General features: G+C 62.9%; 13 protein-coding genes and 1 pseudogene. 10 read left to right on the plus strand and 4 right to left on the minus strand.

Annotation, left to right across the window (positions count from 1 at the left end; all coding sequences use genetic code 11):
• Positions 1 to 303 precede the first annotated feature (303 nt).
• The 3 genes from RS85_RS18995 to RS85_RS09855 form a co-directional block, all read right to left on the minus strand.
• Positions 304 to 720, minus strand: a complete 417-nt coding sequence (locus RS85_RS18995) for a hypothetical protein (RefSeq protein ID WP_152642383.1) — start codon at positions 718 to 720, stop codon at positions 304 to 306.
• Positions 720 to 1,400, minus strand: a complete 681-nt coding sequence (locus RS85_RS09850; RefSeq protein ID WP_052703514.1) for a DUF433 domain-containing protein — start codon at positions 1,398 to 1,400, stop codon at positions 720 to 722. Before RS85_RS09850 ends, RS85_RS18995 begins: the two co-directional genes overlap by 1 nt.
• Positions 1,401 to 1,588: 188 nt before the next feature.
• The gene (locus tag RS85_RS09855) at positions 1,589 to 2,503 is read right to left on the minus strand and encodes a DUF2510 domain-containing protein (RefSeq protein WP_052703515.1); all 915 of its coding nucleotides are present in this window, start codon (positions 2,501 to 2,503) and stop codon (positions 1,589 to 1,591) included.
• A gap of 378 nt (positions 2,504 to 2,881) precedes the next feature.
• Between RS85_RS09855 and RS85_RS09860 the strand changes: the two genes are divergently transcribed.
• The 5 genes and pseudogenes from RS85_RS09860 to RS85_RS19245 form a co-directional block, all read left to right on the plus strand.
• Positions 2,882 to 3,076, plus strand: coding sequence for a hypothetical protein (locus RS85_RS09860; protein ID WP_046013254.1), 195 nt, complete (start codon positions 2,882 to 2,884; stop codon positions 3,074 to 3,076).
• Between the two features lie 60 nt (positions 3,077 to 3,136).
• A complete protein-coding gene (locus RS85_RS09865) occupies positions 3,137 to 4,639 on the plus strand; it encodes a SulP family inorganic anion transporter (protein WP_046013255.1) in 1,503 nt (500 codons plus the stop codon).
• Positions 4,640 to 4,868: 229 nt separating this feature from the next.
• Positions 4,869 to 5,075: a hypothetical protein gene (locus RS85_RS09870; protein WP_046013256.1), complete on the plus strand. Its 207-nt coding sequence runs from the start codon at positions 4,869 to 4,871 to the stop codon at positions 5,073 to 5,075.
• 149 nt (positions 5,076 to 5,224) lie between these two features.
• On the plus strand, positions 5,225 to 7,195 hold the full coding sequence (locus RS85_RS09875; protein WP_046013257.1) for a hypothetical protein: 1,971 nt from the start codon (positions 5,225 to 5,227) through the stop codon (positions 7,193 to 7,195).
• 252 nt (positions 7,196 to 7,447) lie between these two features.
• Positions 7,448 to 7,824, plus strand: a pseudogene (locus tag RS85_RS19245) (SulP family inorganic anion transporter); the annotation flags it as partial.
• 217 nt (positions 7,825 to 8,041) lie between these two features.
• Here RS85_RS19245 and RS85_RS19875 read toward each other — a convergent pair.
• Positions 8,042 to 8,701 carry a hypothetical protein gene (locus RS85_RS19875; protein WP_200894818.1) on the minus strand — a complete coding sequence of 220 codons (660 nt, stop codon included), beginning with the start codon at positions 8,699 to 8,701 and terminating at the stop codon, positions 8,042 to 8,044.
• Positions 8,702 to 8,772: 71 nt separating this feature from the next.
• Here RS85_RS19875 and RS85_RS09890 point away from each other — a divergent pair, with 71 nt between their 5' ends.
• The 5 genes from RS85_RS09890 to RS85_RS09910 all read left to right on the plus strand — a co-directional run bounded on the left by RS85_RS09890 (position 8,773) and on the right by RS85_RS09910 (position 14,176).
• Entirely contained in the window at positions 8,773 to 10,620 is a 1,848-nt protein-coding gene (locus RS85_RS09890) for a DUF262 domain-containing protein (RefSeq protein ID WP_046013259.1), read from the plus strand.
• A 67-nt stretch (positions 10,621 to 10,687) separates the two neighbouring features.
• On the plus strand, positions 10,688 to 10,909 hold the full coding sequence (locus tag RS85_RS09895) for a hypothetical protein (protein ID WP_046013260.1): 222 nt from the start codon (positions 10,688 to 10,690) through the stop codon (positions 10,907 to 10,909).
• Positions 10,910 to 10,926: 17 nt separating this feature from the next.
• Positions 10,927 to 12,165, plus strand: coding sequence for a hypothetical protein (locus RS85_RS19000; RefSeq protein ID WP_052703516.1), 1,239 nt, complete (start codon positions 10,927 to 10,929; stop codon positions 12,163 to 12,165).
• 75 nt (positions 12,166 to 12,240) lie between these two features.
• Positions 12,241 to 12,747 carry a hypothetical protein gene (locus RS85_RS19495; RefSeq protein WP_152642385.1) on the plus strand — a complete coding sequence of 169 codons (507 nt, stop codon included), beginning with the start codon at positions 12,241 to 12,243 and terminating at the stop codon, positions 12,745 to 12,747.
• Positions 12,748 to 12,991: 244 nt separating this feature from the next.
• Positions 12,992 to 14,176, plus strand: a complete 1,185-nt coding sequence (locus RS85_RS09910) for a DNA cytosine methyltransferase (RefSeq protein ID WP_052703517.1) — start codon at positions 12,992 to 12,994, stop codon at positions 14,174 to 14,176.
• The last annotated feature ends 15 nt before the right edge of the window (positions 14,177 to 14,191 follow it).

A 14,191-nucleotide genomic window follows, 5' to 3' on the forward strand; every position in this document is an offset into this window, starting at 1 on the left:
CGGATGACTCGGGCGTGCGCCACCTTCATGGAGCAGACGGGAGTATCGCGCCGGCGTACCGGCGAAGAACGATCTGAGAGAACTCGGAACAGCGATGCGCGCCGAAGCGGCGAACATCCGGCGCATCGCCAAGGGCAAGGTCGTGCAGGATGCGCCGGGAGCGTTCAGCCTGAGCCGCGCGATCGATCGTGGCCCGCGGGAGGGCGCGAAGTAGGACGGCCTTCGCGACGGACTAACAGCACCGACAACGGATCGCCGAACAGGATTCGGTGACGCATGGGTCAGGGAACGCCCCTCCGCGCCTCACCACCCCGACAGACGAACGGGGCGAAGGTCTCTCGTGCTCATCGCCAGCGCCCACGGGCCCTCGCCACGCTTGATGATCTCGCGTACGAGTCGCTCCTCATGTCGGAGGAAGAGTGCGGCTTGCTTCTCCGGTCGCAGGTCATGTTTCACTCCGATCCACACCGAACGGATGCCGTGTTCACGGTAAGCCGCGAGTTCGGCAGGTCGAGTGCGGATGCGCCGGTCGCGGGTCACGACGATGAAGCCTGCCGCGCCTGCGATCGGCATCCATTCGAGGTCAGGGGTTCCGAGCGGCACTTCGGGCAGGGCAGGGCGCCCAGGGTGGAGTACGTCTTCGCGCCCCGCGCGCCGTAGGAGCTTCGCCAGGCCCAGAGCGTTCTCATCGGCGAAATACACCGGTGAGAACGCACTCATCATGCTGCCCGATCGCGTCCGACGATGAGCTCGAAGCGAAGGGCTTCGTCGACCTGATCGAGCGAGAGGTCGTAGAGGTCTGCGAGCTCGTCGCGGGAGCTTCCAGCGCTGTAGTCGCCGGCGATGATCTCGGTGCGAACGTTGCGTATGGCCGGCTGGCCGAACGTGCGGGTCGGGTCCATCACGACGAACGGAGTGCGAGGATCAGGTCGGATGGTGCCTGCGGCGCCGGCGACGTACTGGACAGCTTCGCTGAAACGCTCCGTGGCCGCGGTCAGGATGCTCTGCCCATTCCTCACGACCACCAACTGAAGGGATCGCCCGAGGCCGACGCGTTCTTGCACGACACGAACCAGCTCGCGTCCTTCGACGTCGAGGAACGGGCGAGCAAGCGCCAGCGGATAGCGGCCGAACTCCTCACGCAACTGCTCGATCGCCGGACGCAACGACTGGACGGTCACATCGCGGCTCCGGAACTCGGCGAGGAGCCGCGCCTCGACCATCTCGCCCCACGTGACGGCTTCGGACCCGGTGGTCGATTCGCGGAGGATCGGCTCGTAGAACCTGCCAGCTCGCGAGTATCCGTCGAGCCACCGCTTCGCTGTTCCAGTGTGCAAACCTACGAGGCGATCTACGTCGGAGTACGAGTAGATCGCCCGATCGAGCATCGAGGTCGCCATGCGCTCAATCATCGCAGGCGGGCGAACGTAATGCCCGATGCAGCGCAGAACCCGGGGAGAACGCGTTATCCACAGCCGCGATGGTGACGAAGTGATATCACCCCACCGCCGGAGTCGTGTCCGAGCGCCGAACGATCGAGGCCCTGACCAGCATCGGCTGATCAGGGCCTCGACTCGCGCATCGACTCTTACGGCTGGACGAAGACCTCGTCGTCGGCGAGGCCGCCGGGCGTCACGCGCACCAGAATGGTCTCGCCGTCGGGGATGAGGTAGGCGGCGGATCCGGTGAGGCTTCCACCCGCGTACAGCTGGTCGAGGGCAATATCGTCGGGCAGCGAGACCAAGTGGTCGTGGCTCGTGACGACATTCCCGCCGGAGGTGACCGCGTCGACGAAGACCTCGAAGACGGTCGCCGCCCCCTCGCCCTTGTAGGTGATGGTGTAGTTGATGATCTCGTAGTGCGACCCCGCGGGGGCCGGTTCGTTGAACGAGGCAGCCTGCGCGACGATCGCGGTTCCGTCGGGGTTGACCGAGTTGACGACGACCGTCCAGTCGCTGGTACTGATCTCAGATCCGATCGCGAGCGGGTTCTCACGGCTTCCGGGACCTTCGTCTGCGGCTTCCTCGTCGTCGGAATCGTCGGCGTCTCCCGACCCGTCGGACTCGGTGATCGTCGTGTCGCCCTTCTCCAGTGCCTCGTTCACCGCGGCCGCTGCAACACCCAGGAAGACGACGACACCGATGATCGGCCCGACGATCGAGAGCACGAGACCGACGATGCCGAGCCACTTCTTGTCGCCCTTGAAGAAGAGAGAGACGATGCTCAGCACGAAGGTGAGGGAGAGCACGATCCAGCCGGCGATGATCGTGACCGGGATGCACGCCAAGATGAAGCCGATGGCGGCGGCGATCGCGGAGACGAGAGCAACGACGTTCAGCTTCTTCGGCGCGGCACCCGCGGAAGGGTCCGGAACGTCGGTCGTCGTGAGGGTCTGCTCATTCCCGGCGTCGGCGAAAGCCCCCCACTGCTGCCCGTCCCACCAACGCTGTCGACCGGAGCCGTCGTCGTACCAGCCAGCAGGAGTGTCATTCGGAGTGGTCATCGGACCATCCTTTCGGACCAGCGCCGGCCGACACAGCGGTTTTGCCGCTTTCGGCCGCGTATCGCGCATCGCATTCCGGTATATCGCGTCGGGGCGGGCTGCGAGGTGCTGCACGAACGGCATAGGGCGCCCGGCAGGGAGTCGCACCGGCATACCGGTGTACTCGTGCGGGGCCCCGGCGTGTCCCGATCGTCGTGCTGTTGACTCTGTTTACCGTGACCGCGCAGTGAGGTTCTCACTCGCTGAAGGCACGAATACGGAGGTTGATGAAGTGCGTCGAACGTCAGGACGATCCCGGGTCTCCAGGGGTGTGGCGACTGCGCTGCCAGCCACAATGATCGCGGGAGCTTCCGCCGTCAACTGCAGGCGCTGATCCTCATGGAATCCTTCGCAAGCCGAGTCGTGATCAACTCTCTGATCGCGCTGTTCATCCTCCTCGTCCCACTTTTCTCAGGCAACCCGATCACCTGGTGGAACATCGCAGGAGCTGTCGCCGTAGCCACCGTGACCGTCCTCAGCCGTGGGTGGTACCACAAGGACAAGCCCCCACGATCGGACCGCAGACCCGAGTAGCTCGGACAACTACGCTGGAACGTCTGCCTCATTCTCGAGGCGCCCTTCCCTGGAGCTCCCATGTCTGCAACGACGATTGATGATCGTGCCCGGTATCGGGCGAATCCCACGGTGCTTCAGGCGCTGAAGAATCCGCGGATGCTGACCCGCGAGGTCCTGGCCGGACTCGTCGTCGGGCTCGCGCTGATCCCCGAGGCGATCGCGTTCTCGGTGATCGCCGGGGTCGACCCGAAGGTGGGGCTGTTCTCGTCGTTCATCATGGCGGTGTCGATCGCGTTCCTCGGCGGACGTCCGGCGATGGTGACCGCGGCGACCGGAGCCGTGGCGCTGGTGATCGCTCCGGTCGCGCCGACATACGGGCTGGACTACTTCATCGCGACGGTGATCCTCGCGGGGGTGTTCCAGGTGATCCTCGGGGTGCTCGGCGTCGCGAAGCTGATGCGGTTCATCCCCCGCAGCGTCATGGTCGGGTTCGTGAACGCGCTGGCGATCTTCGTGTTCAGCTCGCAGTTCCCGCAGCTGATCGATGTGCCGTGGCTGGTGTATCCGCTGGTGGCGCTCGGGATCATCGTGATGATCGTGATGCCGAAGATCACCAAGATCGTGCCGGCTCCGCTCGTGTCGGTCGTGATCGTGACGGGCGTCGTGCTGGCGTTCGCGATCACCGTGCCGACCGTCGGCGATCAGGGCGAGCTGCCTCGCAGCCTTCCGTCGCTGTTCATCCCGAACGTGCCGCTGACGTGGGAGACGTTCACGATCATCGCGCCGTTCGCGCTCGGGGTGGCGCTGGTCGGGCTGATGGAGTCGCTGCTCACCGCGAAGCTCGTCGACGAGATCACCGACACGCACTCCCGCAAGGGACGCGAGGCGTGGGCGCAGGGAGTGTCGAACGTGCTGTCGGGGATCTTCGGCGGCATGGGCGGCTGCGCGGTGATCGGTCAGACGATGATCAACGTGAAGGCGTCCGGGGCGCGCACCCGCATCTCGACGTTCTGCGCCGGTCTGTTCTTGTTTCTCTTGGTCGTTGTCTTCGGGGATTTCGTCGGGACGATCCCGATGGCCGCTCTCGTGGCCGTGATGATCATGGTCGCGATCGGAGCGTTCGACTGGCACAGCGTGCGCCCGTCGACCTTGAAGCGGATGCCGAAGAGCGAGACCTTCGTGATGATCGCCACGGTTGCGTTGGTACTGGTGACGCACAACCTGGCGGTCGGGGTTGTCGGAGGGGTGCTGGTCGCGTCGGTGCTGTTCGTGCGGCGCGTGGCGCACTTCGTGACCGTTCGTCGGGTCTTGTCTTCCGCTGGGGATGTTGTGACGTATGTCGTGGAGGGGGAGCTCTTCTTCGCGTCGAGCAATGATCTGACGACGTTGTTCAGCTACTCATCGGATCCATCTCGGGTCGTCATTGACCTGACGGGGTCGCATGTGTGGGATGCGTCGACCGTTGCCGCGCTGGATGCGATCGAGACGAAGTACGTGGCGTTGGGGAAGACGGTGGAGATCGTGGGGATGAATGAGAGCAGTCAGCGGATGCGAGGAAGGCTGACGGGTGGGTTCGAGTAACCGCAGATCCGTTCGTCCCCCGCCGCAAAGCCGCCTCGACGATCGTTGAGGGAGTGCGGCGAACCCACCCTCCGGTCGTTGAGCGAGCCCGGCCAAGCTGAGCGGGACGGACCGTGGTCGCCCCCCCAGGTCGTCTAGAACGCACCGGGCAGCCGAGCGAGCGAAGCGTCAACGCCGGGTGGCAGTGCGTCTCTCCCTAGTTCGACCTGACGGGAGATAGGCTACGGCCATGTCGAGCGAAGACGAGTTCCGTGAGCGCCAGATTCAGTTCATGGTTGATCAGGGGATCGACGTGACCCTGGTCCATTACCATCCGGTGGGCGCGGAGACAGTCTGCGGGTTGCGCGTCAACGTCTATATGCCCGCGACAGATTCTCCCCGGACCGTTACCTGCCCAGCCTGTAAGCAGTACGTGGATGACTACGTCGACTATTGAGTCGCATCGACCAGGAGGCATCAAACGGGAACGAAGTCCGCACGTTCGGCCGCCGATCGATGAGCGTGCGACTACTGATTTCTGCTCTGCACCACGTAAAGCGTATTCCACCGCTTTACCAGCCTGAGCGCGATTATAAGGAAAGTGGCATGGCTGACCCTCTGTATGAGCTCCGCGCACTAACGCGCACTCTGACTAGCTCGAGACGCAGTGCCGATTCCCGTCCAAGCGATAAGGAGATAGACCTCCAGCTCGTCGCCCTCCAACATGGGGCAGCAACCTTCCAAGAGCTCGGCCCAGTTCCCGCTGAATGGCGATCGGCTGGGTGGTGGATTGACAACCAGTCTCACCCCTTCTCGCTCAGGTTCCACCGCCAGCGAGCATCAGGGTGGCTCCAGGAACTCGCACGCAACCATCCTGAGGCGATCTCTGCCGATGCGTTGGCCGCCATGCATGAGGCGCTGTTTGACGTCTGCGCTGCTGTGGCTGAGAACACCATCATCACGCTGGGCCTGCTTCAGCGGCCGGATTCACGCGGGCCTCTCGAACGATTTCAGAGGCTCATGGCCCAAGAGCTCGGATGGGAGACGATCGTCGAGCTGAGCAGATGGAGCCTGCTGCGAATCACAGATCCCGAGTCTGTCGAACCGCCGCGCGGAACGCCCGACGAACCGGTCCTCGCGGTAAGGCGTCTTGGCCCGGACATCGTGCACCTGGCACGACGTGGTGACTCCCTCTTGCTGCGCAATCCAGACTCCGGCGTCGAAGAGGAGATATCGCAGGTCGAGGCTCATATCTTTGAGAACACTTCGGACGCACGCCTCGATCGTTATTTCTCGGGTGTCGAGAATCTCGGGGAGCCACTACTGCCGTCGCGTCTAGCGGCAGTGGCGACTGGACTAAACAGCGGGCTTCCGCTGGACGACGTGCTCGCCACACTCACGGACACGACGACCGTTCAAATGGCCGGGCTCACCGTTCGGGGGCTACTTCGTCCGGAAGGGCTTCTAGATCTCTCGACGCTCGTGCATTGCTGCGTCTTCTACGATTTCGTGCTCGTCGACGCAGAAGATATTGAGCTCCCAGTGGAGCTAGAGGGCGTCATCGTACCTGTGCGCCCCTATGAGACATCAGATGTTGACCCACGCTGGTCTATTGCGAATGAGCGGGACAGCGCGTTGAGGAGCGATCCGGAGCTCCGTAAACAGCTGGAAAGCCGCTGGTCGGAGATGCTTGGTCGGCCTGTTCGTATCGACTTTCGGTCATTCGACTCGATCACTGACAGTCCCGGAGTCACGCAGTACTTCCCGGGTGGGCCGGGGCTGGGCTTCTACGACCCCGTTGCCACGGTTGGCGGAGAAGGGGAGCAAGCATCGAAGTCGCTTGATCGGGACATCAGCGTTCAAACCTTTCGGTATTGGATCAACGAGACCGTCGCAGCGACGTTGGGTGTTGCGTATAACTGCACAACGCTTCGATACCCCGTGGAGGGAATTGCGTTGGCGCGGAGGTCAGCGTATCCGGAGATCCCCGACCAGTTGCTATCTCGCGTCGCCCGTCACCCAGGCAGCGTCCTGGAACAGCCGACTCAATTCGGATATCTTTCTCGTGTCCGAGTTCCGAACCTCCTTGGAATCGTGCTGAAGAACTCCGCCCGACGGGAAGACATCTGGGCAGAGATACTTGAGCTTCGCAGGCAATTCAAGCCGGTCCGCGACTATCTGCGTGACGGTCGGGCGCATGGCAGGCTCGATAGCGAATCCTTCAACCTCCTCATGAAGAAGATGTTCGGAAAGGCGAGTGCTTGGGATGTGCCCGTCGACACCGCGATAACACTAGCCTCCACCGTCGCGTCGCCCACACTTACCGGTGCCGGGGGCGTCGCGCTCAAGATGGCGGCAGTGACGAAGCCGGCCGGACACATCAAACGGATTGTTGATCGGATCACCAGACCAGAGGTCTACGTACTCAGGAAGTTCGCGGACGACGTTGCGCTATTGAGTAACGAGGTCGGGCACATCGAAAGACTCTGGGGCGAGAGTATCGATCGCGGTTGGTTGGCGACTGCGGCTCGCATTTCGCAGGGGAGCGCAAACGAGGGCCGAACGCTTCATCAATGAGTCCGCGGGGCGAGACGGATCTCGCGACTGAACGGGTGTAAGCGGCGTCAAGGCCCGGAACTTGCGTCTCCTCGAGATCGTTCCGGTTGCTCGAAAACGACCCACGCGCGCCGGTCGATCTGCTGCGGAGCCTCGACGATCGGCACAGTTGCCTTCGTTGTCGACGATCGACGCGACGCGGGTCTGACGACGTTTGCGAGTTCGGCGAGCTCGCAAGAATCGTCGAGCGTGTAATCGTTCGCGCCCGGCTGGCTGGGCGGACTGATGGAGTCCTTGATTACTGCGATCCGCGAGTCGTGGGGCCAGGAGTCGCGAACTTGCTCTCGGGGATCCTCGGCGGCATGGGCGGCTGCGCGGTGATCGGTCAGACGATGATAAACGTGAAGGCATCGGGAGCGCGCACCCGCATCTCAACGTTCTGCGCCGGAGTGCTCCTGTTCCTGCTGGTCATCGGTTTCGGTGACTTCGTCGGGACGATCCCGATGGCAGCTCTGGTGGCCGTGATGATCATGGTCGCGATCGGAGCGTTGGACTGGCACAGCGTGCGTCCGTCGACGTTGAAGCGGATGCCGAAGAGCGAGACCTTTGTGATGGTGGCGACTGTCGCGCTGGTGCTGGTTACGCACAACCAGTCACCACCAGAAGACACAGTCCGCGATACACACTCGAACCGCGCCACCCGCTGCACGAACAGCACCGACGCCACCAGCACCCCGCCGACAACTCCCACGGCGAGGCACACTGTTGAGGCGACGAGCAGCCTCACGCACGTCGCGGCGGGCTTTCTTGGACATGCCTAACGCGATCGCAACGCTGGTGAGTGAGGTGGAGAGCTAGCGTGTCCGTTCAGCAGTAGTCGCAGACCCCGCTGAGCGGCAGCACCATGCCGCATCCGGGGTTCGGGCAGACACGACGCTCGGCCTCCTCGCGCCGCCTCTGACGGGAGTTGCGACTGCCGTCGCGAAGCTTGTTGTACGGGAAAGCGATGCTGTCCTGCGTGCCGTCCTCGTTTCTGAACCACACGTAGCCCTTGTTGATCCAGGCGGTGGGGCGCGTTCCGCCGCGGGGAATCATCGCGATGTACTGGCGGCTCGGGGGAAGGTAGAACGACACGAAGTCACGACTCCCAACGAACGCGCGTGCTGCAGTGATGTTCTCGACGGCGAGGCGGAACGCGTCCATTGCAGCCTCGAAGGCGTCGAAGGTGAGCCGTCCCTCCTTAGACTCGAGCCCTTCGATCGTGTATCCGAGGTTTGCGAGCCATTGCGCGGCTCCCTGCTTCCCGCCGGAGAAGTCGTCGCTCGTGAGGAGAACTCCATGCTGCCTTGCGTACGCGGCAGCGAAGATGGCCTTCGAGTCGTAGTTTCCGGTTTCGGTGACGAGGAAGTATTCCCGCGCCTCCCCGAATCCGTACTTCTCGAGAAACGAGAAGCGACCGATGCGGTCGAACTCGGCCAGCGCCTCTTCGACCGCGCCTCGATCAGTGAGTACCTCTGTCGATGCCATGCTCGGATGCTATCGGTGACCGACGACACGAAGTTAGGCTGACGAGCAGACGCCGCTCGACAGAGGACACCATGGGATTCGATACTCCGCAATACCCGCTTTCGACATACTTGGACTGGACCACCTCCGGCAGCGTGCAGCTGCCTGACTTCCAGCGCGAGTACAAGTGGGAGGACGAGCGTATCCGGCAGCTCCTCGTCACAGTGCTGCGAGGTCACCCCATGGGAGCAGTGATGCTGCTCGAGACCGGAAACGATCAGGTGCGCTTCAAGCCGAAGGCGATCACGGGCTCGCATGTTCCCGCCGGGGTCGTACCAAAGCTCCTTCTCCTTGACGGTCAGCAACGGCTGACTTCTCTGACACAGGCGTTGAGTGGAAACGGTGTCGTCCGCACGACAGATAGCCGAGGAAAGCTGATCGAACGCAAGTACTTCGTCGACATCAACCTTGCTCTCGAAGGGGAGGATCGCCTCGATGAGGCGGTCGTGTCACTGCCTGGCGATGGCGTCGAACGCGAGAACTTCGGCAGAACGGTCGTTCGTGACCTCTCCACCCCGGAGGCGCAACAGGCCCATGCTGTGTTCCCGCTCAATCTGCTTTTTGGCGGCTTTGACACGTCGCAGTGGCTTCTCGGCCTCGCCGACAATGACGTCGCCCGTGCCTTCACGACAGCAGTCCTGACGCCTGCGAGCAAGTACCAGATCCCCGCCATCGAGCTCGACAAAGAGACAAGCAAGGCTGCGGTCGCAACCGTGTTCGAGAAGGTCAACACCGGAGGTGTACCGCTCAACGTCTTCGAGCTCCTCACCGCGACCTTCGCCGGCGACGCGAACTACTTCGCAACCCATGGGTCCGATTTCCGGCTCAACGACGATTGGCAAGAGCTCGTCGACACCTTCAAGTCTCAGCCGACACTCGCAGCGCTGAAGAGCACGGACTTCCTGCAAGCCGTGACGCTGCTCGCCACACGGAAGCGCAATCTCAGCAGCACATCAGATCGTCCCCCGGCTATCTCCGCGAAGCGTGAGGACATCCTCAAGCTGCAACTCGCCGACTACCTCGAGTGGCGCCAACCACTTGAGGAGGCATTCATCTGGGCGGGACGGTTCCTCACCGACCTCCGCATTCTCGACATCCGCTACCTGCCGTATCCGCCACAGATCGTTCCGCTCGCGGCGATCCGCGTGATTCTTGGCGCCGACGCGGATGCCATCGGTATCGTCGCTCGTCTCAGGCAGTGGTACTGGTGCGGCGTCCTCGGCGAGCAGTACGGCAGCACCACGGAAACGCGCTTTTCCCGCGATGTCGAGCAGGTACCGGCGTGGGCACTCGACAAGAGCCTCGACTCGCCGAACACAGTCCGGGACGCGGTTTTCGCCGAGAGCCGCCTCAATACCCTGCGGACGCGACGTGCCGCGGCGTACAAGGGGATCTACGCGCTGCAGATCACGCAGGGCGCCACGGACTGGGTGAAGAACCAGCAGTTCGATCTGCAGAGCCACAAGGACCTGGCCACCGACATCCATCACGTGTTCCCGCAGCAGTGGTCGGTCGACCACGGATTGGATCCGGCAGAGTACGACAGCATCATCAACAAGACGCCACTCGCGGCCGAAACCAACCGCGCGATCGGTGGCTCAGCCCCCTCGGAGTACCTCCGACGTGTCGAGGCCAAAGCTCGACTGGATGCGGATGCCGTCGACGACATCATCCGCACGCACGGAATCGACCCGACCAGATTGCGCGCCGACGATTTCGCCGGACACTTTACACACCGCAAAGAGTTCTTGATCGGCCTGATCGAAGCAGCGACCGGCAAGCCGGTCCTCCGCGACGTCGGCGACAGGTCCGCCGCCGAGATCGCTGAAGAGTTCGACCTGGACTCCGATCCCGACGACACACAGGATGATGTCGCGTGAGCAACCAACGGCAGACCGGGAGTTTCTCGTCGCAGTTGCCCGATTCATCTGAATCGGGGCGGACGACGTGCGGATCGAGCGCGTGATCGGAAACGACGGCGTCCTCAGCGCGTTCACGGGGCAATCCGGCGAAGCCGAGCAATTCAGCGCCATCATTGACGGGGAACTCGAGAAGAAGCACCTCGCAGCCGATCAGCTGGCTCTCCGTGATCTGACCGAGCACTGCTTCACCGAACCGGCTCGAAGCATCGACCCGGACGCCGTAGTGAATTTCGATTTCGCCGGATAGGCCACTGAGGAGACCGTATGAACGACAAGACACAGACCCCGGACGAGCCGCCCGAAGCTGACATCGCGACCGCACTCGGCGTCCCTCCTCAGCTCGTCGCCAAGAAGGCGAGGGAACTCGCTCAAGGCGAAGGGTTCCAGGCGCAGATCTTCAAGGCGATAGCGGTACAGCGCCCGGTGGTGGTCGAGTATCTGCGTTCGGTCCGCCGCGACAAGCCCGACGCCTCCCCCGCCGACCTTCTGAAGGAACTCGACAGCCGTTATGTGGCTACGGTCACGATCGCCAGCAGCGGTGTCGGAGCTTCGGCCGCGATACCTGGCGTTGGAATCCCGGTCGCACTCGGACTCGGGGTCGCCGATCTTCTGTTTTTCTACGAGACGAGCGCGCTATACGTACTTGCCGTCGCAGAACTGCACGGGATCCACGTGGCTGATCCGGAGCGTGCGCGGCCGCTGGTGCTTGGCATGCTGCTGGGGCAGAAGTCTCAGAACGAAGTGAGCAAGTGGGTGCTCACTTCGCTCGGAGCCGGAGGAGTGAGTCAAGCGCGCACCTTCGCCACCGGCGCGGTGAGCAAGAGTCTGCCGAAGGGGTGGGGTGAGGTACTCACGGAACAGCTTCCGGACTCCGCGTTGGCACCTCTGACCATCGTGATCGGGCGGGAAGCGCTCAAGATGGGTGGAAAGCTCGGGGCCGGCACGCTCGGCAAGGCGATTCCATTCGGCGTAGGTGCCGTCATCGGCGGCGTGGGCAGCTTCACGTTCGGGCGTGACGTGGTGAAGTCTTCGCGCTTGGCTTTCCCCGAGACGCCGGATTCCTTCCCCGACTGGCTTCAAGAGTTCGAGAAGGCTGAGCGGAACACCGACCCCTCGCGAGCAGCTCTTGCACTGGAGGCCGCCGCCGGAAACGTCAAAGACTTCGGTGAGGGCGTCTGGGGCAAGGTCAGCGCGGCAACAGAGGCGTTCAGATCAGTGGACCTCGACGGCGACGGAATTCCTGACGAGGCGCGCGCGTTGACAGCGGTCAAACGTGCGGGCGGCGCATTCGCGGAGGGCGCGAGCAAGGCGGCGGAGAAGTTCCGATCGGTGGACCTCGACGGAGATGGAGTCCCTGATGAGGCGCACGCTGTCACGGCGATGAAGGATGCTGGCGGCGCGGTGGCTGCGGCAGCCGACAGGGCCCGCGGAAAGCTCACATCACTACTGACGAACAAACGAAAGCCCGCATCGGCCGACGCTGAAGCCCCTGAGCAGTCGTAAGACGATTCGCCGGCAAGGAGACCCAAACCTCGCGGCCCCAATCCGGGCTAACATTTGGCGATGTACTCACCTCGGATGTCACATTCCGATCACGCCCGCCAGCTCGGCGAGGTGATCATCGCGTGGTCGAATGTGACTGATCGCGTCGAGCGGTTGTTCATCGATCTCGCCGATCTCAATGACCCTTTTGTCGTTGGCGTCTTCGTGGAGAAGATCCGTGATGGCCAGCTCGACGAGGTAGTGCATTCGTTGGCGGCAAAGTTGGAGGACAGCCCCCGCGACGCGATTCGCGACTGGATCAGGCGAGTCAGGAGTGCGCGCAAGCAGCGCAATGAGTATCTGCACGGAGTATATCTGCCGCAGCGGCACTCGGACGGTCAGGAGCATTTGTATCTATTGGGCCGACGTGTTCTCGACCGCAATAACGCGACCGCAACGCCAGCGATGACCAAACTGTTGAGCTCAAACCTCATTCAACTCCATCAAGAACTGCTCGACCTCCAACGTCGTCACGACGAGCTTGTCAAGGAGCATTTCCCGTGGCCCGTGCGGCGAAGTCATGGTGAGGAACTGGATCTGTAGGTGGACGCCTGAAATTGCCCTCCCACCCCCAGGCTTCAAGCCGACTGAGTCCTATGATGACTTCTGTGGAGCGAGCATCATACGGCTCGCATAGCGATACTCAGTCCGCGATAAGAGTCTCCTTACTCTTGGCGGGCGTGAGGGCTTGAGCCGAGAAAATCGACCGGCCCTCACCGTTCTCGTTGCATCGCCGAGCTCGACGTTGCTGCGGACGGAGTCACCCGGACTCAGATACAGTGCCTACATGAGCGCGGAGGGGAACCCAGACGGACATCCCCTGCATATCGCTACTCGCCCGAGGTTCGGCGACGGCGCCCAGCAGATCACTCTGGTCGACTTGTTCGCCGGATGCGGCGGCATCACCCTCGGTATCTCGCAGGCGGCTCATGACCGTGGCGTCGCGACGGACGTCGCGCTCGCCGTCGACTTCGAGCAGACGGCCGTCGACGTCTACCGAGCGAACTTCCCGGACGCCCGTCGAGTCGAACTCGCACCAGTCGAGGAATTCTTCGATGGCGCCCTCGACACTCCCTTGACCTTCAGAGAGACTCGCACGCGCGAGTCGACGGGCGCAGTCGATGTGCTCGTAGGCGGCCCCCCTTGCCAAGGGCACAGCAACCTGAACAATCACACGCGGCGCGTGGATGCGAAGAACGCCCTCTATCTTCGGATGGTTCGGGCTGCAGAGGTCCTCAGACCACGCGTGCTGCTCGTCGAGAACGTGCCGGCAGTTCTAAGAGATCGACATGAAGGTGAGAGCGTGGTCATCCGCGCCCGTCAGCACCTTGAAAACCTGGGCTATCGAGTCGCCGACGACGTCGTCTCCGTCGAAGCCCTAGGCGTTGCGCAGACCCGGCGACGCCACTTGCTTCTGGCGACACTAGAAGGCGAGGTGCTGCCGTCAGACGTTTTCAACCAGCTTGCCGGGAATGCCGTCCAGCGGGATCTCGAATGGGCGATCGGCGATCTGCGCGACATCGATGACGGCACGACCCTCGACCGTCGCCCCCAGGCAAAGGCGGAGAATCTCGCCCGGATGCAGTGGCTCCTCGAGCATGATGATGTCTACGACCTGCCCAACGAGCTCCGCCCGAAGTGCCACCAGGGCGATCACAGTTACAAGTCCATGTATGGACAGCTCCGGTGGAGTGAGCCCGCCCAGACCATCACCAGCGGCTTCGGCAGCATCGGTCAGGGACGCTACATGCACCCGGAGCAGGCCCGTGCGCTCACTGCGCACGAGGCAGCTCGCATTCAAGGGTTCCCGGATTACTTCGATTTCTCGGCTTGCCCGACTCGCACCGCCCTCGCCACGATGATCGGAAACGCGGTGCCCCCGCAACTCGGGGCGGCAGTGTTGAATGCGGTCCTGGAGTTCCGTGAGATATCGAAGGAGTCAGGCATGCTGAGCGAGGCTCACTCGGCCTGAATTTCGGCGGGCCAG

This window comes from Microbacterium sp. SA39 (genome assembly GCF_000967865.1).
Lineage (GTDB): Bacteria > Actinomycetota > Actinomycetes > Actinomycetales > Microbacteriaceae > Microbacterium.

Coding starts and splice junctions, on each gene's coding strand:
- RS85_RS18995 (WP_152642383.1), bottom strand. CDS start 720: ATGAGTGCGTTCTCACCGGTGTATTTCGCCGATGAGAACGCTCTGGGC.
- RS85_RS09850 (WP_052703514.1), bottom strand. CDS start 1,400: ATGGCGACCTCGATGCTCGATCGGGCGATCTACTCGTACTCCGACGTA.
- RS85_RS09855 (WP_052703515.1), bottom strand. CDS start 2,503: ATGACCACTCCGAATGACACTCCTGCTGGCTGGTACGACGACGGCTCC.
- RS85_RS09860 (WP_046013254.1), top strand. CDS start 2,882: ATGGAATCCTTCGCAAGCCGAGTCGTGATCAACTCTCTGATCGCGCTG.
- RS85_RS09865 (WP_046013255.1), top strand. CDS start 3,137: ATGTCTGCAACGACGATTGATGATCGTGCCCGGTATCGGGCGAATCCC.
- RS85_RS09870 (WP_046013256.1), top strand. CDS start 4,869: ATGTCGAGCGAAGACGAGTTCCGTGAGCGCCAGATTCAGTTCATGGTT.
- RS85_RS09875 (WP_046013257.1), top strand. CDS start 5,225: ATGGCTGACCCTCTGTATGAGCTCCGCGCACTAACGCGCACTCTGACT.
- RS85_RS19875 (WP_200894818.1), bottom strand. CDS start 8,701: ATGGCATCGACAGAGGTACTCACTGATCGAGGCGCGGTCGAAGAGGCG.
- RS85_RS09890 (WP_046013259.1), top strand. CDS start 8,773: ATGGGATTCGATACTCCGCAATACCCGCTTTCGACATACTTGGACTGG.
- RS85_RS19000 (WP_052703516.1), top strand. CDS start 10,927: ATGAACGACAAGACACAGACCCCGGACGAGCCGCCCGAAGCTGACATC.
- RS85_RS19495 (WP_152642385.1), top strand. CDS start 12,241: ATGTCACATTCCGATCACGCCCGCCAGCTCGGCGAGGTGATCATCGCG.
- RS85_RS09910 (WP_052703517.1), top strand. CDS start 12,992: ATGAGCGCGGAGGGGAACCCAGACGGACATCCCCTGCATATCGCTACT.